Annotated in this window: 28 protein-coding genes; 22 read left to right on the top strand and 6 right to left on the bottom strand. The window is 67.7% G+C overall.

The annotated features are described in order from the left end of the window. Window positions 1-34: 34 nt before the first annotated feature. Complete coding sequence (locus IB225_RS11250; RefSeq protein ID WP_192311332.1) at window positions 35-1051, top strand: phosphotransferase; 1017 nt, start codon at window positions 35-37, stop codon at window positions 1049-1051. After that, on the top strand, window positions 1048-1761 hold the full coding sequence (gene murU / locus IB225_RS11245) for an N-acetylmuramate alpha-1-phosphate uridylyltransferase MurU (protein WP_192311331.1): 714 nt from the start codon (window positions 1048-1050) through the stop codon (window positions 1759-1761). The genes IB225_RS11250 and murU overlap by 4 nt, the downstream gene beginning before the upstream one ends. A 4-nt stretch (window positions 1762-1765) precedes the next feature. On the opposite strand, the gene hda is transcribed toward murU, so the two are convergent. The 3 genes from hda to IB225_RS11230 are packed head-to-tail and all read right to left on the bottom strand — an operon-like array spanning window position 1766 to window position 4739. Further along, window positions 1766-2449 (bottom strand): DnaA regulatory inactivator Hda, encoded by a 684-nt coding sequence (hda, locus tag IB225_RS11240; RefSeq protein ID WP_192311881.1) that lies wholly within the window; start codon window positions 2447-2449, stop codon window positions 1766-1768. Window positions 2450-2472: 23 nt separating this feature from the next. Continuing rightward, on the bottom strand, window positions 2473-3639 hold the full coding sequence (locus IB225_RS11235) for an AI-2E family transporter (protein ID WP_192311330.1): 1167 nt from the start codon (window positions 3637-3639) through the stop codon (window positions 2473-2475). Window positions 3640-3653: 14 nt separating this feature from the next. Next, complete coding sequence (locus IB225_RS11230) at window positions 3654-4739, bottom strand: DUF2066 domain-containing protein (RefSeq protein WP_192311329.1); 1086 nt, start codon at window positions 4737-4739, stop codon at window positions 3654-3656. 170 nt (window positions 4740-4909) lie between these two features. On the opposite strand from IB225_RS11230, the gene purM reads away from it, so the two are divergent. The 6 genes from purM to IB225_RS11200 are packed head-to-tail and all read left to right on the top strand — an operon-like array spanning window position 4910 to window position 9331. After that, window positions 4910-5926, top strand: coding sequence for a phosphoribosylformylglycinamidine cyclo-ligase (purM, locus tag IB225_RS11225; RefSeq protein WP_192311880.1), 1017 nt, complete (start codon window positions 4910-4912; stop codon window positions 5924-5926). 7 nt (window positions 5927-5933) lie between these two features. Then, on the top strand, window positions 5934-6554 hold the full coding sequence (locus IB225_RS11220) for a DUF2238 domain-containing protein (protein ID WP_192311328.1): 621 nt from the start codon (window positions 5934-5936) through the stop codon (window positions 6552-6554). Further along, entirely contained in the window at window positions 6551-7204 is a 654-nt protein-coding gene (gene purN / locus IB225_RS11215; RefSeq protein WP_192311327.1) for a phosphoribosylglycinamide formyltransferase, read from the top strand. Before IB225_RS11220 ends, purN begins: the two co-directional genes overlap by 4 nt. Window positions 7205-7219: 15 nt before the next feature. Further along, window positions 7220-7936: a DUF3108 domain-containing protein gene (locus IB225_RS11210; protein WP_192311326.1), complete on the top strand. Its 717-nt coding sequence runs from the start codon at window positions 7220-7222 to the stop codon at window positions 7934-7936. A 2-nt stretch (window positions 7937-7938) separates the two neighbouring features. Continuing rightward, window positions 7939-8628 (top strand): DUF3108 domain-containing protein, encoded by a 690-nt coding sequence (locus IB225_RS11205; protein ID WP_192311325.1) that lies wholly within the window; start codon window positions 7939-7941, stop codon window positions 8626-8628. A 43-nt stretch (window positions 8629-8671) separates the two neighbouring features. Then, window positions 8672-9331: a DUF3108 domain-containing protein gene (locus IB225_RS11200; protein ID WP_225583697.1), complete on the top strand. Its 660-nt coding sequence runs from the start codon at window positions 8672-8674 to the stop codon at window positions 9329-9331. A gap of 38 nt (window positions 9332-9369) precedes the next feature. Here IB225_RS11200 and IB225_RS11195 read toward each other — a convergent pair whose 3' ends face one another. Genes IB225_RS11195 through IB225_RS11185 form a run of 3 tightly spaced genes read right to left on the bottom strand, consistent with a single transcriptional unit; the run spans window position 9370 to window position 11276 of the window. After that, window positions 9370-9711: an EF-hand domain-containing protein gene (locus IB225_RS11195; RefSeq protein WP_192311323.1), complete on the bottom strand. Its 342-nt coding sequence runs from the start codon at window positions 9709-9711 to the stop codon at window positions 9370-9372. Beyond that, complete coding sequence (gene murA / locus IB225_RS11190; RefSeq protein ID WP_192311322.1) at window positions 9708-10979, bottom strand: UDP-N-acetylglucosamine 1-carboxyvinyltransferase; 1272 nt, start codon at window positions 10977-10979, stop codon at window positions 9708-9710. The genes IB225_RS11195 and murA overlap by 4 nt, the downstream gene beginning before the upstream one ends. Window positions 10980-11036: 57 nt before the next feature. Then, window positions 11037-11276 (bottom strand): BolA family protein, encoded by a 240-nt coding sequence (locus IB225_RS11185; protein ID WP_192311321.1) that lies wholly within the window; start codon window positions 11274-11276, stop codon window positions 11037-11039. 53 nt (window positions 11277-11329) lie between these two features. Between IB225_RS11185 and IB225_RS11180 the strand changes: the two genes are divergently transcribed. From IB225_RS11180 to IB225_RS11115, 14 genes are all read left to right on the top strand, one after another. Beyond that, window positions 11330-12334: a KpsF/GutQ family sugar-phosphate isomerase gene (locus IB225_RS11180; RefSeq protein WP_192311320.1), complete on the top strand. Its 1005-nt coding sequence runs from the start codon at window positions 11330-11332 to the stop codon at window positions 12332-12334. A gap of 50 nt (window positions 12335-12384) precedes the next feature. Then, entirely contained in the window at window positions 12385-12930 is a 546-nt protein-coding gene (locus tag IB225_RS11175; RefSeq protein WP_192311319.1) for an HAD hydrolase family protein, read from the top strand. Further along, window positions 12927-13490, top strand: coding sequence for an LPS export ABC transporter periplasmic protein LptC (lptC, locus tag IB225_RS11170; RefSeq protein WP_192311318.1), 564 nt, complete (start codon window positions 12927-12929; stop codon window positions 13488-13490). The genes IB225_RS11175 and lptC overlap by 4 nt, the downstream gene beginning before the upstream one ends. Next, entirely contained in the window at window positions 13468-13977 is a 510-nt protein-coding gene (gene lptA / locus IB225_RS11165) for a lipopolysaccharide transport periplasmic protein LptA (RefSeq protein ID WP_192311317.1), read from the top strand. Before lptC ends, lptA begins: the two co-directional genes overlap by 23 nt. Further along, on the top strand, window positions 13977-14696 hold the full coding sequence (gene lptB, locus IB225_RS11160) for an LPS export ABC transporter ATP-binding protein (protein WP_192311316.1): 720 nt from the start codon (window positions 13977-13979) through the stop codon (window positions 14694-14696). The genes lptA and lptB overlap by 1 nt, the downstream gene beginning before the upstream one ends. 46 nt (window positions 14697-14742) lie before the next feature. Next, window positions 14743-16179 carry an RNA polymerase factor sigma-54 gene (locus tag IB225_RS11155; RefSeq protein ID WP_192311315.1) on the top strand — a complete coding sequence of 479 codons (1437 nt, stop codon included), beginning with the start codon at window positions 14743-14745 and terminating at the stop codon, window positions 16177-16179. A 267-nt stretch (window positions 16180-16446) separates the two neighbouring features. After that, entirely contained in the window at window positions 16447-16773 is a 327-nt protein-coding gene (gene raiA / locus IB225_RS11150) for a ribosome-associated translation inhibitor RaiA (RefSeq protein WP_192311314.1), read from the top strand. 203 nt (window positions 16774-16976) lie between these two features. Then, window positions 16977-17927 (top strand): HPr(Ser) kinase/phosphatase, encoded by a 951-nt coding sequence (gene hprK, locus IB225_RS11145; protein ID WP_192311879.1) that lies wholly within the window; start codon window positions 16977-16979, stop codon window positions 17925-17927. Further along, window positions 17924-18850, top strand: coding sequence for an RNase adapter RapZ (rapZ, locus tag IB225_RS11140; RefSeq protein WP_192311313.1), 927 nt, complete (start codon window positions 17924-17926; stop codon window positions 18848-18850). Before hprK ends, rapZ begins: the two co-directional genes overlap by 4 nt. A gap of 101 nt (window positions 18851-18951) precedes the next feature. After that, a complete protein-coding gene (locus IB225_RS11135; RefSeq protein ID WP_192311312.1) occupies window positions 18952-19344 on the top strand; it encodes a PTS fructose IIA subunit family protein in 393 nt (130 codons plus the stop codon). Beyond that, a complete protein-coding gene (locus tag IB225_RS11130; RefSeq protein WP_192311311.1) occupies window positions 19337-19606 on the top strand; it encodes an HPr family phosphocarrier protein in 270 nt (89 codons plus the stop codon). The genes IB225_RS11135 and IB225_RS11130 overlap by 8 nt, the downstream gene beginning before the upstream one ends. Before the next feature lies 1 nt (window position 19607). Next, complete coding sequence (ptsP, locus tag IB225_RS11125) at window positions 19608-21329, top strand: phosphoenolpyruvate--protein phosphotransferase (protein ID WP_192311310.1); 1722 nt, start codon at window positions 19608-19610, stop codon at window positions 21327-21329. 217 nt (window positions 21330-21546) lie between these two features. Continuing rightward, window positions 21547-22908 carry a magnesium transporter gene (mgtE, locus tag IB225_RS11120; RefSeq protein WP_192311309.1) on the top strand — a complete coding sequence of 454 codons (1362 nt, stop codon included), beginning with the start codon at window positions 21547-21549 and terminating at the stop codon, window positions 22906-22908. Between the two features lie 109 nt (window positions 22909-23017). Continuing rightward, window positions 23018-23869: a DNA ligase gene (locus IB225_RS11115; protein ID WP_192311308.1), complete on the top strand. Its 852-nt coding sequence runs from the start codon at window positions 23018-23020 to the stop codon at window positions 23867-23869. Window positions 23870-23899 lie beyond the last annotated feature (30 nt).

Raw genomic sequence — 23899 nt, 5'->3', positions numbered from 1 at the left:
GTAGCCCTTATCGCCTTCGCGTGGCCGCAACTGCATGAACCCGACGATTCAGGACCCTTCCGGGCGGGAAGCCCAGCGTTTGGAGTGGGCACGCGGTGCGCTCGGCGACCCGTATGCGCAGCTCGAACGCGCGTCGATGGATGCCGGTTTCCGTAGCTACTGGCGCAGCCTGGGCGATGGCCCCGGCCGGATCGTGATGGATTCCCCGCCCGACCTCGAGGACGTGCGCCCCTGGCTGGCGATGCGCGAGTTGCTTTCAGGCGGCGGGGTGCGCGTGCCGGATGTGCTGGCCATCGACAGCGAACTCGGCTTCCTGCTGCTGGAGGACCTCGGCGGCCCGACCCTGGCCCACGTGATCAGCGAAGACAATGCCGACACCTGGTTCGATGCCGCCATTGAGCAACTGCTGCGCCTGCAGGCCATCACACCTCCGGAAGGCATGGGCGAGTTTGGCGAAGCGCTGCTGCAGCGTGATGCCGGGTTGTTCGACGAATGGTTCCTGCGCCGCCATCTGGGGCTGACGCTGGACTGCGGCGAGTCCGAAGGCCTGGAACTTGCCCAGCGCCGCCTGATGGACAACGCGCTGACGCAGTCGCGCGTGCTGACACACCGCGATTTCATGCCGCGCAACCTGATGCCGATCACGCCCGGCCCAGCGGTCCTGGACTTCCAGGACTGCGTTCGCGGACCGGTGGCCTACGATGCGATGAGCCTGTTCAAGGACGCGTTCCTGAGTTGGCCGATCGAACGCGTGGACGGATGGCTGGCGCGTTACCACGCGCGCGCCACGCGCGCCGGCGTGCCGGTGCCCGAGCTGAAGGTATTCCTGCGCGATGCCGACTGGATGGGCATCCAGCGGCACCTGAAGATCCTCGGCATCTTCTCGCGCCTGCATTACCGCGATGGCAAGACACGCTATCTGCCGGACGTGCCCCGCTTCATCCGCTATCTGGACGAAGTGTTGCCGCGTTACCCGGAACTTGCCGGACTACGCGTGCTGCTGGACACCCGCATCAAGCCGGTGCTGCTCGCCCGCGGTGAGATCGCATGAAGGCGCTGGTGTTCGCGGCAGGCCTCGGCGAGCGCATGCGGCCGCTGACCGACCACACGCCCAAGCCGTTGATCGAAGCCGGTGGCAAGCCGCTGATCGTCTGGCATCTGGAGAAGCTGGCGGCAATGGGCGTGCGGGACGTGGTGGTCAACACCAGTTGGCTGGCCGACCAGTTTCCGGCGACGCTTGGCGATGGCGCTCAATGGGATCTTCGGCTCCACTACCTCTACGAAGGCGATACACCGCTGGAAACCGGTGGCGGCATGCTCAATGCGCTGGCCGTGCTCGGCGATTCACCATTCCTGCTGGTGAACGGCGACATCTGGACCGACTTCGACTTCGCCCGCCTGCCGTCCGAGCCGGCTGGGCTGGCCCATCTGGTGATGATCGATCCACCCGGCTATGCCACCCAAGGCGATTTCGCGCTAGATGAAGCAGGCCTGGTACGCCGCGACGGCACGCAGCGATTGACCTACTCGGGCATCGGCGTCTATCGCCCCGCCTTACTGGACGATTGGCAACGTCACGTGGACGAGCAAGCCGGCGTCGCCAGCAATGGAAAGCCGCGCTTCCGCCTGGCACCCATCCTGCGTGCGCACATGGACACGGACGGCATCCGCGGTGAACGCCACGCCGGGCGCTGGACCGACGTCGGCACGCCGGAGCGCCTGGCGGAACTGGAAAGAACGCTCGTGAACCCGCCGCGCTAGCCGTTCAGAGCACCTGCCGCAGGAACGGCACGGTGATCCGGCGTTGTGCGGCGAGCGAGGCGCGGTCCAGCTTGTCCAGCAATGCGACCAGCGCGCCGAGATCGCGATCGGTACGCGTCAGCAGCCAGTCCAGCGCGGCCTCCTCCAGGACCAGGCCTCGCCGTTGTGCGCGATCCCGCAGTACCTCGCGACGGCCCTCGTCATCAAGCGGATCCAGCGCGAAGCGCAGGCACTGCTGCAGGCGCGACCGCAGGTCGGGCAGCACCAGGCCGATGTCGTCGGGGATGCTGCGCGCGGTGTACAACACGTTCAGTCCGGATGATCGGGCGCGATTGTGGAAATCGAACAGCGCGACTTCGTCGTCGCGGCCGCCGGCGACCGCGTCAAGTCCATCCAGCGCCACCACGTCGTGGCCTTCCAGCGCGTCCAGCGCGTCACGCAGTCGCCCTGCTGCTGCCGCCAGCGGCAGATAGGTAGCACGCCGCCTCTGCTGTTCGGCTGCCGCGCAGACCGCCAGCGCCAGGTGGGTCTTTCCGGTCCGCGATACGCCGGACAGATACACCCAGTCCGCACCTGCCGTCGTGGCCAGTGCCGACAACGCTGGCAGGGCGCCTTCGGGGGGCGCGATGAAACTGTCGAAACGCTGGTCCGGCGGATACCGCAGTGCCAGCGGCAACTGCGGCCCCAAGCGGGTGCCTTGCAGGTCGTGGCTCACGGGGTATCGGAGTCGACGCGAGGCGCCGCCTGCTCCACGCTGCCCTTGTCGATATAGGAGTCCAGCACGATGGACGGCCGGTCACCGGCATACAGGCGACTCTGCGTATAGCGTTCGTGGGCGAAGCGCAGCAGCACGTTGGCGATGGCGGCGATCGGCAACGCGAGCAGCATGCCGAGGAAACCGAACAACTGGCCGCCCGCCATGATCGCGAAGATCACCGCCACGGGATGCAGGCCGATCCGGTCGCCGACGATGCGCGGTGTCAGCACATAGCCTTCCAGCATCTGGCCGACCACGAACACGCCCATCACCATCGCCACCAGCGACCAGTCCCCGCCCGACTGCACCAGCGCGGCGATCACGCCCAGCACGATGCCGGTCGCCGTGCCCAGGTACGGAACGAAGCTGATCAGGCCGGCGATGATGCCGACCAGCAGGCCAACCTTCAGGCCGACGACCGACAGGCCGATGGCGTAGATCGCGCCCAGTGCCAGCATCACCAGGAACTGGCCACGCAGGAACGCGCCGAGCACCTCGTTGGATTCCAGCGCCAGCCGCGTCACGGTCGCGATATGGTCGCGCGGGACGAGTGCAGCGATGCGCTCGACGAGCTTGTCCCAGTCGCGCAGGAAGTAGAACGTCAGGATCGGCAGCAACACCAGGTTGGCCACCCACGCCATCACCGCGAAACCGGAGCGGGAGAAGTAGCCGAACAGCGTGGCGGCGACACCGCCCGCCTGCTGCCAGTGACTGCGGATCCACTCCGTCAGGCGATCAGGATCCAGCCATGCCACCAGCTCCAACCCGGTGCGCTGCTCGACCCAGGGCAGCGCCGTCTGCACGAACCAGTCGCGGTACGTTGGCAGCGACTCGATCACCGTCACCACCTGGCGCTCGATCATCGGCACCAGGATCACCAGGGCCAGCACCAGCAGCAGCGACATCAGCGTGAAGACCAGCACCACGGCGGTGGTCCGCGAGCGTCCGCTGCGTTCCAGGCGATCGACCCACGGATCGCCCAGCCAGCCGAGCAACGCCGCGCAGACGAACGGCGTCAGCACCGGCGCCAGCAACCAGATCAGCCAGCCGACGATCAACGCGATCAGCAGCCATTGCCAGCGACGGGCCAGCGTGCCCGCCGGCGTGGTGGAAAGATCCATGCAGCGTCCTTGTGTCAGCGCATCTGGTAGGCCGGCGGCTCGCCTTCGCCGCCGGTGAAGGGAGCCTCGTCGCCCATGGTGCGGCGGAAGCCGGCCAGGCCCGAGACCAGTTCCAGGTCGAGCTCCAGCACGTCGCCGCTGGCACGCACCGGGGTGATGCGGCGGACCACGGCCATCTTCTGCAGGTGGCCGGTCAGGCGCAGGTAATCGTCCGTGTTGCGGATGCCGGTGAAGATCACCCGGTAGGTGCCGGCGGGCCCCGCGCTGCCGCGCTTGCCGTAGCGCTTCACCAGCGCATCGGCGGTGCCGTCGGCACCCGAGGCCATCGCGCGGCGCGCATCGGCATCGGTCACCGACCAGTTCGCCAGCACCTTGCCTGCGTCGACGAACACCCAGTCGGCTGTCCAGCCGCCCTTGGCATTGCGGTAGAGCTTGCCAATCAGCTGCATCGGCGGGCTGTAGCGGGCCGACGCCCGCGCGACGGCGGCGGTGTCCTGGCGCCAGATCGCACCCACCAGCGCCTGCTCCGCCGCACCACCGGCCGGCAGGCCGAGGCCGTAACCGCGCTCGATCGCGCGATTCAACAGCGGGCGCGCGGCATTGGACTGCGGCAGGCCGACCAGACGCGGGCCGCTGCCATCGTTGATCGCAAGCCAGACCACCGGCTTCGGGCGCGGCTGCGGCCACACCGGCAGGCCGAGCGCACCGGCCAGCCCGTTGACCTGATCTTCGTCGAAGCGCACCACCAGCGTGGTGCGGAACGTCGGCGCACCGGTGGACGAGGTGCCCTGGTCCTGGCGGTAGTCGTAGCCGTCCACGTAATCCTTGGCGTTGCGCAGCTCGGCGCCGACGCCGGGGCGCGACATCGCCGCGCGGTCGCCCGACAGCTTCGCCAGCACGCTGCCCAGCGCGCGCGCGAAGCCGCCCTGGCGCTCCGCCTCGCCCTGCCCGCTGACCGGCACTTCCGCCTGGTACAGACCGCGCGCGGAGACCGCATCGCCTTCCGTGCGCAAGCCGGACTGCGCCTGCACGGCGGGCGTCGTGGTCAATGCCGCCAGCAGCAATGCCGTGGCGAGTGCGATACCTGGGATCCGGCGCATCGAGCGTCCTTGAGCTCTACAGACCCGGGGAATTGTTGCCCGAATGACCCGATACCGCCAACGGCACCCGTTCAGGACGGTCGCTCGGCCCACTGATTCCTTTAAAATCACGCCTCTTGCCCCACCGACGACCGCCCGTGACCCAGCCGACGCCTTCCTCTCCCACCCCGATGACCTATCGCGACGCGGGTGTCGACATCGACGCCGGCAACGAGCTGGTCGAACGCATCAAGCCGCTGGTGAAGCGCAGCTTCCGGCCGGAAGTGATGGGCGGCCTGGGCGGCTTCGGCGCGCTGTTCGACCTGTCCGGCAAGTACCGCGAACCGGTGCTGGTGTCCGGCACCGACGGCGTGGGCACGAAGCTGAAGCTGGCACAGCAGTTGGGCCGCCATGACACCATCGGCATCGACCTGGTGGCCATGTGCGTCAACGACGTGCTGGTGCAGGGCGCCGAGCCGCTGTTCTTCCTTGACTACTTCGCCACCGGCAAGCTGGATGTCGACACCACGGTCGCCGTGATCGGCGGCATCGCCCGCGGCTGCGAGCTGTCGGGTTGTGCACTGATCGGTGGTGAGACCGCCGAGATGCCCGACATGTACGGGCCGGGCGAATACGACCTGGCAGGTTTCTGCGTGGCCGCCGTGGAGAAGTCGCGCCTGCTGGACGGCGCCAAGGTCCGCGCCGGCGACGTGCTGGTCGGTATCGCCTCCAGCGGCCCGCATTCCAACGGCTATTCTCTGGTCCGCCGCATCTACGACCGTGCCGGTCGCCCGGGCGACATCGACGTGGGCGGCGTGAAGCTGGCCGATGCGTTGATGGCGCCGACCACGCTGTACGTGAAGCCGATCCTCGAGCTGCTGCAGGCGCATGACCTGCACGGCATGGCGCACATCACCGGCGGCGGCCTGACCGAAAACATCATCCGCGTGATCCCCGACGGCCTGGGCCTGCAGATCGATGCCAGCGCCTGGACGCTGCCGCCGGTGTTCGACTGGCTGCAACGCGAAGGCGCGGTCGAGAACAGCGAGATGTGGCGCACCTTCAACTGCGGCATCGGCTTCGTGCTGGTGGTGGCGCCGGACCAGCTGGCTGCCGTGCAGGCCGACCTGGCCCGTCTGCAGCTGACCCACTGGCAGATCGGCGAAGTCGTCACCGCCACCGGCGGCGAACGCGTCCGCATCGGCTGAGCGCGGCATGCCGCGCAGCAAGGCGACCGCCCTCGGTCTGACGCTGGCGGTGTTCGCCGCCAGCTGGATCGCGCCGCGCTGGCCGGTCGAACAGGCCATGCACAGCAGCCTGACCGTGATCGGACTGGGGTGGCTGTGGTGGCACGACCGCCGCTGGCCGCTGCGTCCGGCACATTTCGCGCTGATCTGCGCCTTCATCGTGGCGCACTGCATCGGCGCGCGCTGGCTGTACTCCTATGTCCCCTACGACGCGTGGCTGCAGGCCGCGACCGGCTGGTCGCCGGCGGAGGGCTTCGGCTGGCAGCGCAACCACTTCGACCGCTTCATCCACCTGATGTACGGCGTGTGTTTCACGCCTGCCGTGTGGCACTGGCTACGCCAGCGCTGGCCGCAGCTGTCGGTGGGTCACGCCTTCACGCTGGCCGTGATGCTGATCATGTGCACGAGCCTGGTGTACGAGTGGCTGGAATGGGGCATCGCGCTGACGATGTCGCCCGAAGCGGCCGAGTCCTACAACGGCCAGCAGGGCGATGTGTGGGATGCCCACGCCGACATGCTGTTGGCCACGCTCGGTTCCCTGCTGGTCTGGCCATTGGCACGCGCGGAACGCCGTGGAGTGACGGCATGACCGCGCGCATTGCCGTGCTGGCGTCCGGCCGCGGCAGCAACCTGCAGGCGATCCTCGACGCCATCGCCGCCGGCACGCTGCAGGCCGAGGTGGTCGGCGTGTTCTCCGACAAGCCGTCCGCGCCCGCCTTGCGGCAGGTCCCGGTGGCCCGGCGCTGGGCCGCAAAGCCGAGCGCATTCCCTGACCGCGCCGCCTACGAAACCGCCCTGGCGGATGCCGTCGCCGCGACCCGCCCGGACTGGGTGGTCTGCGCGGGCTACATGCGCATCCTGGGTGACGCCTTCATCGCCCGCTTCCGCGGCCGCCTGCTGAACATCCACCCGTCCCTGCTACCCAAATACCGCGGATTGCATACCCATGCCCGGGCCATCGAGGCCGGCGATTCCGAGCACGGCGCCAGCGTCCACTTCGTCATTCCTGAACTGGATGCCGGTACCGTGATCGCCCAGGTGCGGGTGCCGATCCTGCCCGGCGATACCCCGGAAACGCTGGCCACGCGGCTGCTTCCACGCGAGCACGCCCTGTTGCTGGCGGTGCTGGGGCTGGCCAGCGCCGGCCAGTTAACTGAACAGGGCGACGTCACGCTCTGTCACGGTCAGCCGTTATTAAATCCCCTCTCCCTAGATTCAGCCGACCGTTTGGTTTCCTGACGCTACTACCCCCGGATGATTGCCCTGTCCCGCTCCCTGCTGCTTGGCCTAGTTTTGGCCGGATCCAGTGCGTCCGCATGGGCGCTGGAGCCGTTCGTCGCCAGCTATCAGGCCTACAACGAAGGCAAGCTGGCTGGCAGCGCGAGCATGAAGGTCGTGCCCAAGGCCGGCAGCCAGTGGCAGATCGACCTGAACGTCAAAGGCACCCGCGGGTTCGCGCGGCTGGCAGGGTTGAACATCGAGCAGAGCACCGTCTTCGACGTGACGGGCGACCAGTTCCGCCCGCTCAGCCAGGCCACCGTCCGCCACGCGCTGTTCATGGGCAAGAAGATGGTCGGCACCTACGACTGGAACGCCCGCACGGCGCAGTGGCAGGGCGACATCAAGAAGAACCGGCGTGCACCGCTGCCCCTTCAAGCAGGCGACATGAGTGCGCTGTTGATGAACCTGGCGGTGATCCGCGATGCCGCGCCTGGGAAGCAATTGGATTACCGTGTAGTGGACAACGGGCGCATCCGCGAATATCAGTACGTGGTGTCGCCGGAACCGGAAACCGTGACCGTCGAGGACCTGAGCTACAGCGCCCTGCGCGTGAGCCGAGCCAACGGCGGCAATGACGAAACCATCTTCTGGGTCGCCGACGGCGTGCCCACTCCCGTGCGCATCCTGCAGCGGGAGAATGGCCAGGACGGCGTGGACCTTCGCCTGGTCGAATACCAAGGAGCACCGTGAACATGACGAAGACCGCGTTCCCCTCCCCGCGCCTGCTGCTGGCCACCGCGTTCCTCGCCGTTGCCAGCAGTCCCGCCCTCGCCGTCGAAGCGTTTACGGCGCAATACAGCGCCAGCGCGCTGGGCATGGTGGGCGAAGGCCAGATGTCGGTGACCCCCCAATCCGGCAACCGCTGGCAGTACGCGCTGACCGTGCGCAACCAGGCGGTGGACCTCAGCCAGAAGACCGTATTCGACGTGCAGGACGGCCGCATGCGGCCGCTGAGCAGCAGCGACAGCTCGCGGTTGTTGATCAAGAAAAAGACCGTCAACACCGTCTACGACTGGTCCAGCGCGCAGGCCACCTGGACCGGAGACGTGAAGCCCGACCGTGCCGGTCCGGTGAAACTGGCGGCGGGCGACATGGATGCCCTGCTGGTCAACCTGGCCATCGTGCGCGACGTCGCGGCGGGCAAGCCGCTGACCTATCGCATGGTCGAGAACGGTCGCGCCAAGCCGATGAGCTACCAGATCGCCGGCAAGGAGCGCATTACGGTCGCCGGCAAGCCGCAGGAAGCCACCAAGGTCGTCCGCACCGACGGCGACAAGCAGACCATCGTCTGGGTGGTCGCCGACGCTCCGGTGCCCGCGCGCATCCTGCAGCGCGAAAAGGGCCAGGACATGATCGACCTTACCCTCAAGTCCTGGCGCTGAGCCGCCTTCCGGAGAGCCTGCGATGACACGGATGTCCGTATCGTTGGCGACCATCGCTGCCGTACTCGCGATGGTCGCCGCGCCCGCGCATGCGCTGAAGCCTTTCACCGCCCAGTACGACGCATCCTTCAAAGGGATTTCTGCGGGCGGATCGATGTCGCTGTCACAACAGGGCAATCGCTGGACATACTCAATGGGCATCCGCAACGCGATGGCCAATCTGAGCCAGGCCACGGTGTTCGACACCGCTGCGGGCCGCTATCGGCCGTTGGGCGGTAGCGACCGTTCGACGTATCTGATGAAGACCCGCTCGGTGGTGACGCGTTACAACTGGAATGGCCTCCAAGCGCGCTGGACGGGCGACGTGAAACCGCAACGCGCCGGCCCCGTTGCGATGCAACCGGGCGACATAGATGCACTGCTGGTCAACCTTGCGCTCGTGCGCGACGTCGGCGCCGGCCGGACATCCATGAACTACCGCCTCGTGGAGAACGGCAAGGCCAAGTCCTTGGCCTACCGGGTCGCCGGGCGCGAAAGGATCACCGTGGGTGGTCGTGCGCTCGATACAACCCGAGTGGTGCAGAGCGCGGGCGGCAAACAGACCACCGTGTGGGTGGCCACCGGCGTGCCCACGCCCGTACGCATCGTGCAACGCGAGGACGGCAGCGAGGTTTTCCGCCTCCAGCTTTCCTCCTGGCGCTGACCCCTCGATTGAAAAAGCCCGGCAATGCCGGGCTTTTTTCATTCCTTGCCGGGCGCTTCTTCGGCCTGGAACACGGTCTTGCAGTCCATCCGGATGGTCCCTGCACCGCTGCGCCACGCGAAGGTGTCGCAGTGCCGGTTGCCATCCTGCTTCTGTTCGACCACCACGGTAAACACCGCCTGCGCGATCTCGCCCTGGGTCACCGTGCCGTCGCCGTTCCAGTCCATGTCCTGCGTGGTGATGCCGTGCGTCGCGGCCGAACCGGTGTAGTGCAGCCACGCGACCAGCGCGAGCAACGCCACCACGACACCCAGCAGGATCTTGCGGCGCAGCGGGAAACGCGGACGGACACCCGAAAGCTTGGGGTTGTGCTTGCTCACGAGACGCGCCTGATCTTCGCGCCCAGGCCGCCCAGCTTCTCCTCGATGTTCTCGTAGCCGCGATCGAGGTGGTAGATGCGGTCGATCGTGGTTTCTTCGTTCGCGACCAGGCCGGCCAGGATCAGCGACGCCGAGGCGCGCAGGTCGGTCGCCATCACCGGTGCACCACCCAGCTTCTCCACGCCGCGCACGATGGCGGTGTGGCCTTCGACGCGGATATCCGCGCCTAGGCGCAGCAGTTCGTTGACGTGCATGAAACGGTTTTCGAAGATCGTCTCGTTGATCACGCCCACGCCATCGGCCACGCAGTTCAGCGCCATGAACTGCGCCTGCATGTCGGTGGGGAATGCGGGGTACGGCGCGGTGGTCAGGCTGACGGCCTTCGGACGCTTGCCCTGCATGTCCAGCGTGATGCTGTCGGCGGTGGTCTCGATCTTCGCGCCGGCTTCGGTCAGCTTGTCGAGCACGGCTTCCAGCGTGTCGGGGCGGGCGTTGCGCGCGGTGATCTTGCCGCCGGTCATTGCCGCAGCGACCAGGAAGGTGCCGGTCTCGATGCGGTCCGCCACCACCGCATGGCGGCCACCACCGAGGCGCTCGACACCGTGGATGACGATGCGCGAGGTGCCGGCGCCTTCGATCTTCGCGCCCAGCGCGTTGAGGCACTCCGCCAGGTCGGTGACCTCTGGCTCCATCGCCGCGTTCTCGAGCACCGTGGTGCCTTCGGCCAGCGTGGCCGCGGCCATGACGTTCTCGGTGCCGGTCACGGTGACCATGTCGAACACGAAGCGCGCGCCCTTCAGACGGGCCGCACGTGCCTTGATGTAGCCGTTCTCGACCGTGATCTCGGCGCCCAGCGCCTGCAGGCCCTTGATGTGCTGGTCGACCGGACGCGAACCGATCGCGCAACCACCCGGCAGGGACACCACCGCGGCGCCGTGGCGCGCAACCAGCGGACCGAGCACGAGGATGGACGCACGCATGGTCTTCACCAGCTCGTACGGCGCGACGAAGCGGCTCACAGTGGTCGGATCGACGGTGATGCCACGGCCCTTCGCCAGCGTGCCCTCGTCGATGGTGATGCCGGCACCCAGTTCGCCCAGCAGCTTCACCGTGGTCACTACGTCGTGCAGGTGCGGCACGTTGGTGATCTCCACCGGCGCATCGGCCAGCAGCGTCGCGCACAGGATGGGGAGCACGGCGTTCTTGGCGCCCGAGATGGTGACTTCGCCGTTGAGCGTGTTGCCACCGGTGACGATGATCTTCTGCATGGAATTCCGGAGTGGAAGGTGCGGAGGGAAGGCGAAGCGGGACGGCGGCGGCGCGCCTCAGCGCGCGGCGCCAGCCTCGTCGGGGGTGATGGTCTTCAGCTGCAGGGCATGGATCGCGCCGCCCATCAGGTCGCCCAGCGTGGCGTAGACCATCCGGTGCCGGGCCAGCGGCAGCTTGCCGCGAAACGCCTCCGACACGACGGTCGCCTCGAAATGGACGCCATCGTCGCCCTGTACGTCGGCGCGGGCATCCGGCAGGCCGGATTCGATCAGTTTACGGATGGTTTCGGCGTCCAACGGGCTTTCCTAATAAAATACCCGGCCATTCTACCCGCCGGCGCCCCCTCCGCATGTCCCAGCCGCTCCCCCTGACCCCGACCGTCTCGCCCGCCAGCCTGGCGGCCAGCGGCCGTCGGGTCATCGAGATCGAAGCTCAGGCGCTGGACGCGTTGGCCGCCCGCATCAACGACACCTTCGCCGCCGCCTGCCAGGCCATCCTGGCCGGTAACGGGCGCGTCGTGTGCACCGGTATGGGCAAGTCGGGACACGTGGCCCGCAAGATCGCCGCGACGCTCGCCTCGACCGGCACCCCGGCGTTCTACGTGCATCCGGGCGAAGCCGGGCATGGCGACCTGGGCATGATCACCGATGCGGACGTGGTGCTCGCGCTGTCGTATTCGGGCGAGTCGGACGAAGTGCTGATGCTGCTGCCGGTGCTCAAGCGCCAGGGCAACACCGTCATCGGCATGACTGGCCGGCCGCAGTCCACGCTGGCGCGCGAGAGCGACATCCACCTCGACGTCAGTGTCCCGGCAGAAGCCTGCCCGCTGGACCTGGCGCCCACCAGCAGCACCACCGCCTCGCTGGCGATGGGCGACGCGCTGGCCGTCGCGCTGCTGGACGCGCGCGGCTTCACCGCCGATGACTTCGCCCGTTCGCACCCCGCCGGCAGCCTCGGCCGCCGCCTGCTGCTGCACATCACCGACGTGATGCACGCGGGCGACGACGTGCCGCGCGTGGACGTGGGCGCGACGCTCAGCGAGGCGCTGGTTGAAATGAGCCGCAAGCGCCTGGGCATGACCGCCGTGATCGATGCCGACGGCCGGCTGGCCGGACTGTTCACCGACGGCGACCTGCGCCGCACGCTCGACAACCCCTCGCTCGATGTCCGCACCGCCCGCATCGCCGACGTGATGACGCGCGCGCCCAAGACCATCGGTGCCGACCAGTTGGCCGTGGAAGCCGCACGCCTGATGGAAACCCACAAGATCAGCGGCCTGGTCGTGGTGGACGATGGCCTGCGGCCGGTCGGCGCGCTTAACATTCACGACCTGTTGCGTGCCCGCGTGGTGTAACCCCTAGGGCTGCTTCCCCATTCACTTTCATTCTCCCTGCCTTCCTGCCCATGCCGCTCCGCCATCTCCATGACCTGACCGAAGACGTGCTGGCCCGCGCCGCGCGCGTCCGTCTGGCGTGCTTCGACGTGGACGGCACGCTCACCGATGGCCGCCTGTTCCTCGACGGCGAAGGCCGTGAGCAGAAGGCGTTCCACGTGCAGGACGGCCAGGGCCTGGTGCTGCTGAAGCGCGCCGGCATCGAGGTGGCTTTCATCACCGCTCGCGGCGGCACCGTCGCCGTGGCGCGTGGACGCGAGCTCGGCGTGCAGGTCTTCACCGGCGTCAAGGACAAGCTGGCCAAGGTACGTGAGCTGGCCGCGGGCATGGACATCGGCCTGGACCAGGTTGCGTTCATGGGCGATGACCTGCCGGATGTACCGCCGTTCCAGGCCGTGGGCCTGGCCATCGCACCGGCCGACGCGCACGCCTGGACCGCGCAGCACGCGCACTGGCGTACCCGGTCCGCCGGCGGCCAGGGCGCTGCGCGCGAAGCCTGCGACCTTCTGCTCGGTACGCAGGGCCATGCACCGAGCTTCGAAGGGGTTACGGCATGAGCTGGCGTGCGACCCTGGGACTGGTGTTGCTGTTCGCCGCCGTCATCAGCGGCTGGTCGGCCTGGAAGAACCGCGACATTCCCGCGCCCAACCAGGTGGCCGTGGACCGGTCCGACTACGTGATGCGCGACTTCGAGATGATCGCGTTGAACGGAGAGGGCCAGGAGGCCGTGGCTGTGCGCGCGCCCGAGATGGCACGCAATCCGCAGGACGAGACCTACACCATCACCACGCCGCTGTTCCTGCTGCCGGAAGAAGGCGGACGCTCGTGGGAACTGCGCGCGAAGACCGGCTGGCTCAGCGCCAAGGGCGAAGAACTGCGGCTGAAGGGCGACGTGCACGGCACCTCGCCCGCGGGCGGCACGCGCCCGGCGGAGTTCCGCGCCGACACACTCAACGTGTTCCCCGACCGCGACCTCGCCCAGACCGACGACGAGGTGACGGTGACCCAGCCCGGCTCTAGACTGAGCGGGCGCGGTTTTGAGACCAACCTCAAGACCAAGGAATACACTTTCAAATCCCAGGTGAAATCCATCTATGAACCGCGTTCTGCTCGCTAGCGCCGCGCTGTTGCTCCTGCTGCCTGCCGCAGGCGCCGTGGCCAAGTCCACCGACCGCAACCAGGCCATGACCATCGATTCCGGCAGCCAGTCCGGCAACATGGAAGGCAGCGGCAAGACCGTGCTGGGCGGCGGCGTGGTGGTCAGCCAGGGCTCGCTGGAGATCAAGTCGTCCGCCGCCGAGATCTACATGGCCGACGGCGAGATCTCGCGCTCCATCTTCACCGGCAAGCAGGTCAAGATGCGCCAGCAGATGGACGACGGCACCTGGATGGATGCGCAGGCCGACCGCGTCGAATACGACATGAAGACCGAGACCATCACCTTCATCGGCAATTACACGGTGAAGTCCGACCGCGGCTCGAACAGCGGCCAGCGCATGGTCTACAACACCAAGAGCGGCAACATGCAGAGCGGCGGCGACGGTACCCGCGTGCGCACGGTGATCCAGCCGAAGGCCGCGCAACCGGCGCAGGGCAAGAACTGATGCTGACCGCGAAGGGACTGCGCAAGCGCTACAAGCAGCGCGAAGTCGTCGCCGACTTCGGCCTGACACTGCAGCCGGGCGAAGTGGTCGGCCTGCTGGGTCCTAACGGCGCCGGCAAGACCACCTGCTTCTACATGATCGTCGGTCTGGTCGCTGCCGACGCGGGCAGCATCGAACTCGACGGCCAGGACATCACCGCCCAGCCGATGTACCAGCGCGCCAAGCTCGGCGTGGGCTACCTGCCGCAGGAGCCGTCGGTGTTCCGCAAGCTCAGCGTCGCCGACAACATCCGCCTGGTGCTGGAATTGCGCGACGATCTGGACAGCGCCGGCATCGAGCGCGAACTGGCCTCGCTGCTGGACGAACTGCAGGTCACCCACGTGGCCGACCAGTTGGGCGCCAGCCTGTCCGGCGGCGAACGCCGTCGTGTCGAAATCGCCCGCGCCCTCGCCGCCCGTCCGCGCCTGATGCTGCTGGACGAACCCTTTGCTGGCGTCGACCCGATTTCGGTCGGCGAGATCCAGCGGATCGTGAAGCACCTCAAGGATCGCGGCATCGGCGTGCTGATCACCGACCACAACGTGCGCGAAACCTTGGGAATCTGCGACCGGGCGTATATCCTCAATGCCGGTAGCGTTCTGGCGCAGGGGGCCCCGGACGCGTTGCTGGCCAATCCGGACGTACGCCGGGTCTATCTGGGCGAAACCTTCCGCCTGTGATCCCGTCGGCGGCCACTGGCCGCCTTACGGGTTTCCAAGGTCGGGAATGAAGCCACGCCTGCAGACATCGCTGGGACAACAACTGGTCATGACGCCGCAGCTGCGTCAGGCCATCCGGCTGTTGCAGATGTCCACGGCCGAACTCGAGATCGAACTCACCGAAGCGGTCGAAACGAATCCGTTGCTCGACTGGAGCGAACCCGAGGAAGAACCCGCGCAGGTCCGCGGCAACGACGACGACCAGCCGCCCTCCGAACCCGTGCAGCAAGTCGAACGCGACACCGACGGCGAACGCGACGACTGGTCGCCGGATGAGGGGCCCTGGGCGACATCCGGCAGCGGCGGCTCCTTCGACGATGACGATGGCGGCAGTCCCGCAGAACGCGTGGCGGAAGCCGACACGCTGCACGGCCACCTGCTGTGGCAACTCCATCTTTCCCACCTTTCCGCGCGCGACCGTCGCATCGGCGCCACGCTGATCGACGCGCTGGAAGAGGATGGCTACCTGCGCGAGCCGCTGTCGGGCATCGTGCAGGCGCTGCGTCCGGACATCGAAGCGCGCGAGGACGAAGTACTGGTCGTTCTGCGCCAGATCCAGCGCTTCGATCCGGTCGGCGTCGCCGCACGCACGCTCGGCGAGTGCCTGCACTTGCAGTTGGCCGTACTGAGCGACGACACGCCCGGCAAGATGCTGGCCCTGCAGATCGCCGACACCGCGCTCGAACGCCTCCCGCGCAGCGGCGTGGCCGGCATCGCACAGGAAATGAAACGCCCGGTCGCCGAGGTGGAGGAAGCCGTGCAATTGCTGCGCACGCTCGACCCCAAGCCCGGCGCGCAAGTGGGCGATCTCTCGCACGACACCTACGTGGTCCCGGACTGCGTGGTCTGGCGCCAGCGCGGTGTCTGGCGCGCGGCCCTGTCGGGCAACACGCTGCCGCGCATCACCATCCACCGCGGCTACGAGCAGATGATCCGGCAGTGTGGCGACAGCGACGCCGGCTACCTCAAGGCACAGCTGCAGGAAGCGCGCTGGCTGCTCAAGAGTGTCGAAGCCCGTGGCGACACACTGTTGAAGGTCATGCGCTGCCTGCTGCACCAGCAGGCCGGCTTCCTGGAGTTCGGCGAACAGGCCCTGCGCCCGCTGACCCTGCGTGACGTGGCCGAAGAAGTCGGCCTGCACGAATCGACCGTCTCGCGCGCGATCGCACGCAAGTACGTGCGTACGCCGCGTGGCACCTTGCCGATGCGTGCCTTCTTCGCTTCCGGCATCGACACCGAAGGCGGCGGCGAGGCGTCCAGCACGGCGATCCAGGCGATGATCCGGCGACTGGTCGATGGCGAGAACCCGCGCAAGCCGCTGTCCGACGCCAAGCTGGCGGACCTGCTGAAAGCCTCCGGCATTCCCGTGGCACGGCGCACCGTCGCCAAGTACCGCGAAGCGCTCAACATCCTGTCATCGCACGAACGCGTGCGCATCGCCTGACCGGCCTGCCGCGGCCCTTCCGACACCGCGCCGACACCCTCTATACGTTTTTCTAACGCGCTCGTCGCAAGTTGGAAAAAAGACCGTCGCCGCCTGTTGATACTTGGGCGGGACAGGTCCATCTTTGGGTTGTGAGGCCGCATGGCCTCCACCCACCCATCACCGAGGAGATTGCCGGAACCCAGCCCCCATCGCGTGGTCACACCAGTGAGTGCCACGCTCTACCGCGGCCACCGCGGACCAACAGACTTGAAGGAGGTAGCAACGATGCGTATCGAGACTTACGGCCATGAAATCGAAGTCACTCCCGCCCTGCGCGACTACGTCGAGACCAAGTTGAAGCGGCTTGAACGCCACTTCGACCAACCCTGTGAAGTCCGCACGCAACTGGGAACCCGCAAGCCCGATTACTTGGCCGAAGCTACCGTGAACGTCTCCGGTCGCACCCTGCATGCCGATGCCGGCGCACAGACCATGTACGCCGCGATCGACATCCTCGCCGACAAGCTCGATCGACTGCTGGTCAAGCACAAGGAAAAACGTACCGGTTCGCAGCGTGGCGGCACTACCGTGCGCGGCGAGCTGCTCGGCTGATTTCTTCACCCATGGAGGCGCCCTGCCCTGCAGGGTGCCTCGCATCGCACGCGCCGACCCACGAGCGCCTCGCAGCGACGGTCGCGCTCCTCCGAACCTCCCATTACACTGGCGCTCGCCCAGGGTGTCGCTGGCCTGGACGACGCTGATGCGTCCTCCCGACGGTGCGGACCCTTGCCCTCCACGAAGGCCGCGCCCGCATGATGAATACCAGCATCACCGCCCGTGAACTGTTCGACCAGCAGAAGGACAAGCTTTCGCTGCGCTGGCTGGCGGGACAGAAGGGCGAGAAGCGCGTCCTCGAATCTGGCGACACGGTCTCGCGACGCCCATCGTTGGCCGGCTATCTCAATGCGGTCTATCCCAACAAGGTGCAGATCCTCGGCACCGAAGAGCTGACCTGGCTGGACTCGCTGGATTCGCGCCAGCGCTGGGAAACGATCGAGAAGATCGTGCAGGCCAAGCCACTGGCGCTGGTCATCAGCAAAAGCCAGTCGTGCCCCGAAGACCTGCGCGAGGCCGCGAACGAGAACGACACACCGCTGTGGGGTTCGCCCAAGCGCGGGCATGAACTGCTCAACCACCTGTCCTACCATCTCGCGCGCACGCTGGCGCCGCGGGTGACGCTGCATGGCGTCTTCATGGAGATCTATTCGATCGGCGTACTGATCACCGGCGAGGCCGGTTCGGGCAAGAGCGAACTGGCGCTGGAACTGCTGAGCCGCGGCCACCGACTGGTCGCCGACGACGCCCCCGAGTTCACCCAGATCGCGCCCGACGTACTGGACGGCACTTGCCCCGAGCTGCTGCAGGACCTGCTGGAAGTACGCGGACTGGGCGTGCTCAACGTGCGCGAGATGTTCGGCGACACCGCAGTCAAGAAGAACAAGTACCTGCGCCTGATCGTCCACCTGACCCGCCCGATGACCGAACCCAACCCGCACGGCTACGAGCGGCTCACCGGCGACTCGGGCACGCGGCACGTGCTGGACCTGGACGTGCCGCTGATCACCCTGCCGGTCATGCCCGGCCGCAACCTCGCGGTACTGACCGAAGCCGCGACGCGCCTGCACATCCTGCGCACCAAGGGCATCGACCCGGCGGCGATGTTCATCGCGCGCCACAGCAACCTGCTCGAGCGCAGCACGCCATGACGGACCTGCCCGCCCCGCACGCCGACCCGGCGCACGAGGACGACGGCGCGCCGGCGACGCCCGTGCCGACGGTCGTCATCGTCAGCGGCCTGTCCGGCTCCGGCAAGTCGGTGGCGCTGAAGACGTTCGAGGACCTGGACTACTACTGCGTCGACAACCTGCCGGTGGACCTGCTGCCGTCGTTCGTGCGCAGCTTGGTCCGCGAGGACGAACTGCCGCCGAAGATCGCCGTGGGCATCGACGTGCGCAGCCGCCACAGCGACCTGTCGAAGCTGGCGCAGTGGCGCGCGGCGCTGGCGCAATTGGGGCTGTCGGGCCGGCTGGTGTTCTTCGACGCCGGCGACGAGGTGCTGCTGCGGCGTTACTCCGATACCCGCCGCCGACACCCGCTCGGCCATGGCGGCCTGTCGCTGCAGGAAGCGATCCGCCGCGAGCGCGAGATCATCCAGCCGCTGCGCGACGAGGCGGATGTCGTCATCGACACCAGCCAGCTCAACGTGCACCAGCTGCGGCGCCGGATCATCGCCGAGTTCGCCCTGAACAAGGGCACGCAGCTGTCGCTGCTGTTCGAATCCTTCGCCTACAAGCGCGGCGTGCCGGCGGACGCGGACTTTGTGTTCGATGCGCGCGTGCTGCCCAACCCGCACTGGAATCCGGAGCTGCGGCCCTATGCCGGCCGCGACCCGAAAGTGCGGGCGTTCCTCGACGCACAACCGGAAGTGGCCGAGTACGTCGGTCAGGTCAGCGGTTTCCTCGACACCTGGCTGCCCCGCCTGCGCGGCGAGACCCGCAGCTACGTGACCATCGCGTTCGGCTGCACCGGTGGCAAGCACCGCTCGGTCTACCTGGCGGAAACCCTGGCCCGGCATGCGCGCGAACAGGGCTGGGAAGAAGTCGCCACCTTCCATCGCGAGCTGGATTGATCGGATCCCCGCATACCGCCGGGTAATGTGATCCGGCCACACCCGCTCCGTTCCATCCGCGCGGCTTCCAGCGCGTCATACCCGTCTGTTAACGTTCCGGCATGGCCTGTGGCATTCTTCTTGTGACTCATCCTGGCGTGGGCGCGGCGATCCTGGCGGTCGCCACGGCGCTGCTGCGACAACTGCCCCTGAAGGCGGAAGCCTTCGAGGTGCCGTTCGACGCCGACCTCGATGTCCTGCTCCCGCAGGCATCGGCCGCGTTGCGGCGCGTGGACGGTGGCGACGGTGTGCTGGTGCTGACCGATCTGTACGGGGCCAGCCCCAGCAACCTGGCCGGCAAGCTGGCCCGCCTGGGTACCCCGATACGCCGTGTGTCGGCGCTCAGCCTGCCCATGCTGCTGCGGGTGATGAACTATCCGGAACAGGGACTGGACGAACTGCCGGCCACCGCCGCGGCCGGCGCGCGCAATGGAGTCATCCACGACGATGCTTGAACAAGAACTCATCATCTCCAACCGCCTCGGCCTGCATGCGCGCGCGACCGCCAAGCTGGTGCAGACGCTGTCCGGCTTCCGCTGCAACGCCACGCTGGCGGCCAAGGGTCGCGAAGTGAACGCCAAGAGCATCATGGGCGTCATGCTGCTCGCCGCCGGCCAGGGCACCCCGGTCATCGTCCGCATCGAAGGCGAGGACGAAGCCGCCGCGATGCAGGAAATCGTCTCGCTGTTCGAGCGACGATTCGACGAGGAGTCCTGAGTTGAGGGCGCTGCTGCCGGGCCATGGGGCTTCGCGCGGCAGTGCGCTGGGACGCGCCCGGGTCCGGCTGCCGCATGTGCTGGACGTCGTCGAGCAGCACATCCGTCCGGGCCAGATCGACGATGAAGTCGGCCGCCTGCACGCGGCCGTCGACGCCACCCGCGGCGAGATGCGCACCTTGCGTGCCCGCCTGCACGGCGCACTGGCGAAGGAAGTCGGCGAGTTCCTCGACCTGCACGCGCTGCTGCTGGACGACCCCGAGCTGCTGCACGGCCTGGACGAACTGATCCGTACCGGCCGTTACACCGCCGACTACGCCCTGCGCCTGCAACGCGACCGGCTCGCCGCCGTCTTCGACGGCATGGACGACGCCTATCTCAAGAGCCGCATGGACGACCTCGATCACGTGATCGGTCGCATCCACGCGCACCTGCACCAGCGCGCGCCCGATGCGCCTGCCGTTGCCGGCGAGATCCTGGTCAGCGACAACGTGGCCCCTTCGGAACTGGCACAGCTGCAGACCCAGGGCGTCGTCGCCGTGGTGACCGCCGCCGGCAGTACGCTGTCTCACAGCGCCATCCTCGCACGCAGCCTGCACCTGCCGCTGGTGGTGGGCACCGCGCAGGCGCTGCAGAGGATCAATGACGGCGACGTGCTGCTGGTCGACGGCGCCACCGGTGAAGTGGTGGTCGATCCCGATCCGGACGACCTGCGCCGCTATCGCGAACGCCTGCGCGACGCGGCGCGTGAAGCCCGCGAACTCGGCCGCCTGCGCTCCAAGCCCAGCCGTACCCGTGACGGCGTCGACATCGCCCTCTGGGCCAACGCGGAATCGCTGGAGGACGTGGCGAACGCCCACGCCCTCGGCGCTGCCGGCGTGGGCCTCTACCGCACCGAATTCCTGTTCCTGCAACAGCGCGAACTGCCCAGCGAGGACCAGCAGTTCCAGGTCTACCGCGACCTCGTGCTCGGCATGGGCGGCCGTCCGGTGACCATCCGCACCCTCGACCTGGGTGCCGACAAGGCGGACCGCGCCGGCCTGGTAGCCGGTGATGAGGAGAACCCCGCCCTCGGCGTGCGCGGCGTACGCCTCTCGCTGGCGCACCCGGGCGTATTCGACACGCAGTTGCGCGCCATCCTGCGCGCCTCGAACTACGGACCGGTGCGCGTGCTGGTCCCGATGGTCAGTGGTCGCGAGGAAATGCTGGACGTCCGTCGCCGCCTGCAGCGCGCGGCCCTGCAGCTGCGCAAGCAGGGCCACGAGATCGCGGTGCAGCTCGAACTGGGCGCGATGATCGAGGTCCCTGCCGCGGCCATCGCACTGCACGGCTTCGTCGACATCGTCGACTTCGTGTCGATCGGCACCAACGACCTGGTGCAGTACCTGCTGGCGGCGGACCGCAACAACGAGGCCCTGGGCGAACTGTATTCGCCGCTGCATCCCGGCGTGCTGCGGCTGCTGCGGCACGTCATCCGCACCGGCGCCGAGCACGACATCCCGGTGGCGATGTGCGGCGAGATCGCCGGTGACGCCACGCTGGCGCCGATGCTGCTGGCATTGGGGCTGCGCGAGTTCAGCCTGCACCCGGCGACCCTGCTGGAAGTACGCCGCGCCATCCGCGACGTTGATCTCGGCGACCTGCAGGCGCGCACCGAGAAACTGCTGCAGGCGCGTGACCGCGCCGGCATCGAGCGCTGGTTGAAAGCGGCGACCGCAGGCTGACCGCCTACGTCTGATGGGAGAGTCAGGTGTGGGAGCGACGTAAGTCGCGATGAGGCTGTCCCGCTGGTCCATCGCGACTGACGTCGCTCCCACAGGACCTGCTCACTGCCCTTCCCAAGGGTGTCCATAAATCGCATGCCGGGCGATAATGGCGGAATGAACGCTTGATGCCCCGGTCGCATCCGCCTGACGGATCGGCCCCATTCCGGAGTACCGAATGGTCGAGACCATCCGCCACGACAAGACCGCACGCCAGTTGCGCCTGCTCTCCGACGCGCTCGACAGCGGTCGGCTGGGTCCCGTGCGCCGGCTAGTCAACACCTTGTCGCCCGCGGAAATCGGCAACCTGCTGGAGTCGCTGCCGCCCGGCAAACGCGAAGTGGTCTGGGGCCTGGTCGATCCCGAGGACGACGGCGAAGTGCTGGTGCACGTCGGCGACGAAGTACGCGAAAGCCTGCTGGCCGACATGGACACCGACGAAATCGTCGCCGCGGTCGAAGACCTCGACATCGACGATCTTGCCGACCTGGTCGAAGACCTGCCCGACACCGTCATCGACGAAGTCCTCAAGTCGATGGACCGCGAGAATCGCGAACGCCTGGAACAGGTACTGTCGTACGCGGAGGACACCGCCGGCCGCCTGATGAACCCGGACGTGGTCACCGTGCGCGCCGACGTCAACGTCGACGTGGTGCTGCGCTACCTGCGCCTGCGCGGCGAACTGCCCGACCACACCGACCACCTGTACGTGGTCAGCCGTCGCCACCAGTACCTCGGCCGCGTATCGCTGACCTCGCTGGTCACGCACGAGGACACCACGCCGATCAATCGTCTTGTCGACGACGAACAGCCGGCCATCGACGTGGGCGAGAGCGCGCAGGAAGTGGCGCGCCAGTTCTCCGACCATGACTGGGTGTCGGCGCCCGTGGTGGACGACAACAACATCCTGCTCGGCCGCATCACCATCGATGACGTGGTCGACATCATCCGCGAGCAGGCCGAGCACCAGGCGCTGGGCGCCGCCGGCCTGGACGAGGACGAGGACCTGTTCTCGCCAGTCAAGCGCGCCGTGCGCGGTCGCGTGGTGTGGCTGGGCATCAACCTGTTTACCGCCTTCATGGCGGCCAGCGTGATCGGCCAGTTCGAAGTGACTCTGGAGAAGATCGTCGCGCTGGCGGTGCTGATGCCGATCGTGGCGGGCATCGGCGGCAATGCCGCCGTGCAGGTGCTGACACTGATGGTGCGCGGTCTGGCACTCGGCCAGGTGGGCGCAAGCAACGCGCGCATCCTGCTGTGGAAGGAGATCCGCGTGGCGCTGATCAACGGTGTACTGATCGGCAGCATCGTCGGCGTGATCGCCTTCGTATGGTTCCGCAGCCCCATGCTGTCGCTGGTCATCGCGATGGCACTGGTGCTGAACTTCTGCGCCGCTGCGACTGCGGGCGTACTGCTGCCGCTGCTGCTCAAGCGCATGAACATCGACCCCGCCGTCGCCGGCACCGTCGTCGTCACCGCAGTGACCGACGTGATGGGCTTCTTCTGCTTCCTCGGCCTGGCCACGCTGATCCTGCTGCATTAAGGGCCGCACCCCGAGCAGGGCGCTTTCCTACACGCGGTGACGGTACGCACCGATCCCGACCTTCGCACGCGGGCGCGACGCTGACGCTTCCTCGGTCCGGTTCGTCGCCATGCGCCTGCTTATCACCGCCCTGCTCTGCGTGCTGACCTGGCCTGCCCTGTCGGCGCCACCACCCGAACCGATGCTGGGTGCGACGTACCGCGAAGGCGTGGCCGTGCAGTCCTTTCTCGTCAGCGAGAAGCTGGACGGTGTGCGTGCGCGTTGGGATGGGCGGGCGCTGTGGACACGGGGAGGCGCTCGGATCGCGGCACCCGCCGCGTTCACGCGCGGGTGGCCGACCGACGCCATGGACGGCGAATTGTGGATGGCGCGCGGCCGCTTCGACGACGTGAGCGCGCTCGTCCGGCGGGTGAACACCGGCGCGACCGAATGGCGCGGCGTGCGCTTCATGGCCTTCGACCTGCCAGCCCATCCGGGGCCGTTCACCGCCCGCGTCGCACGCCTGCGGACCCTGATCGCGTCGGCACGCAGCGCGCACCTGGCGATGATCGAGCAGAAGCGCTTCGGCTCGACTGCAGAACTGGACGCGGAACTGGCCCGCGTCGTCCGCGCCGGTGGCGAAGGCCTGATGCTGCATCGACACAACGCCATCTACCGTGCCGGACGCAGCGAGGACCTGCTGAAGTACAAACCGCACGAGGACGCGGAGGCGCAGGTGGTCGCGCACCTGCCCGGCAAGGGCAAGTACGAGGGCATGATGGGCGCGCTGCAGGTGCGCATGCCGGACGGCCGCCGCTTCCGACTCGGCACCGGCTTCACCGACGCACAACGGGCGGCGCCACCGCCACCCGGTACATGGGTCACCTACCGCTACAACGGCTTCACCTCGACCGGGCTGCCGCGCTTCGCCCGCTTCATGCGCGTGCGCCACGACATGCCGCCGCCGGAACCGAGGCGCTGACGCGGGCACCGCCCCTTGCACGACGGGGTA

It is taken from the genome of Pseudoxanthomonas sp. PXM02, from assembly GCF_014851805.1.
In the GTDB taxonomy this organism is placed as follows: Bacteria; Pseudomonadota; Gammaproteobacteria; order Xanthomonadales; family Xanthomonadaceae; genus Pseudoxanthomonas_A.
Note: the sequence above shows the minus strand (reverse complement) of the source record. Positions and strands in the feature narration are given on the sequence as shown.

Bases quoted from the DNA above. Each gene is read 5' to 3' on its own strand.
- IB225_RS11250 (WP_192311332.1), top strand. From the start codon at position 35: ATGAACCCGACGATTCAGGACCCTTCCGGGCGGGAAGCCCAGCGTTTG.
- murU (WP_192311331.1), top strand. From the start codon at position 1,048: ATGAAGGCGCTGGTGTTCGCGGCAGGCCTCGGCGAGCGCATGCGGCCG.
- IB225_RS11235 (WP_192311330.1), bottom strand. From the start codon at position 3,639: ATGGATCTTTCCACCACGCCGGCGGGCACGCTGGCCCGTCGCTGGCAA.
- IB225_RS11230 (WP_192311329.1), bottom strand. From the start codon at position 4,739: ATGCGCCGGATCCCAGGTATCGCACTCGCCACGGCATTGCTGCTGGCG.
- purM (WP_192311880.1), top strand. From the start codon at position 4,910: ATGACCTATCGCGACGCGGGTGTCGACATCGACGCCGGCAACGAGCTG.
- IB225_RS11220 (WP_192311328.1), top strand. From the start codon at position 5,934: ATGCCGCGCAGCAAGGCGACCGCCCTCGGTCTGACGCTGGCGGTGTTC.
- purN (WP_192311327.1), top strand. From the start codon at position 6,551: ATGACCGCGCGCATTGCCGTGCTGGCGTCCGGCCGCGGCAGCAACCTG.
- IB225_RS11210 (WP_192311326.1), top strand. From the start codon at position 7,220: ATGATTGCCCTGTCCCGCTCCCTGCTGCTTGGCCTAGTTTTGGCCGGA.
- IB225_RS11205 (WP_192311325.1), top strand. From the start codon at position 7,939: ATGACGAAGACCGCGTTCCCCTCCCCGCGCCTGCTGCTGGCCACCGCG.
- murA (WP_192311322.1), bottom strand. From the start codon at position 10,979: ATGCAGAAGATCATCGTCACCGGTGGCAACACGCTCAACGGCGAAGTC.
- IB225_RS11180 (WP_192311320.1), top strand. From the start codon at position 11,330: ATGTCCCAGCCGCTCCCCCTGACCCCGACCGTCTCGCCCGCCAGCCTG.
- IB225_RS11175 (WP_192311319.1), top strand. From the start codon at position 12,385: ATGCCGCTCCGCCATCTCCATGACCTGACCGAAGACGTGCTGGCCCGC.
- lptC (WP_192311318.1), top strand. From the start codon at position 12,927: ATGAGCTGGCGTGCGACCCTGGGACTGGTGTTGCTGTTCGCCGCCGTC.
- lptA (WP_192311317.1), top strand. From the start codon at position 13,468: ATGAACCGCGTTCTGCTCGCTAGCGCCGCGCTGTTGCTCCTGCTGCCT.
- lptB (WP_192311316.1), top strand. From the start codon at position 13,977: ATGCTGACCGCGAAGGGACTGCGCAAGCGCTACAAGCAGCGCGAAGTC.
- IB225_RS11155 (WP_192311315.1), top strand. From the start codon at position 14,743: ATGAAGCCACGCCTGCAGACATCGCTGGGACAACAACTGGTCATGACG.
- raiA (WP_192311314.1), top strand. From the start codon at position 16,447: ATGCGTATCGAGACTTACGGCCATGAAATCGAAGTCACTCCCGCCCTG.
- hprK (WP_192311879.1), top strand. From the start codon at position 16,977: ATGAATACCAGCATCACCGCCCGTGAACTGTTCGACCAGCAGAAGGAC.
- rapZ (WP_192311313.1), top strand. From the start codon at position 17,924: ATGACGGACCTGCCCGCCCCGCACGCCGACCCGGCGCACGAGGACGAC.
- IB225_RS11135 (WP_192311312.1), top strand. From the start codon at position 18,952: ATGGCCTGTGGCATTCTTCTTGTGACTCATCCTGGCGTGGGCGCGGCG.
- IB225_RS11130 (WP_192311311.1), top strand. From the start codon at position 19,337: ATGCTTGAACAAGAACTCATCATCTCCAACCGCCTCGGCCTGCATGCG.
- mgtE (WP_192311309.1), top strand. From the start codon at position 21,547: ATGGTCGAGACCATCCGCCACGACAAGACCGCACGCCAGTTGCGCCTG.
- IB225_RS11115 (WP_192311308.1), top strand. From the start codon at position 23,018: ATGCGCCTGCTTATCACCGCCCTGCTCTGCGTGCTGACCTGGCCTGCC.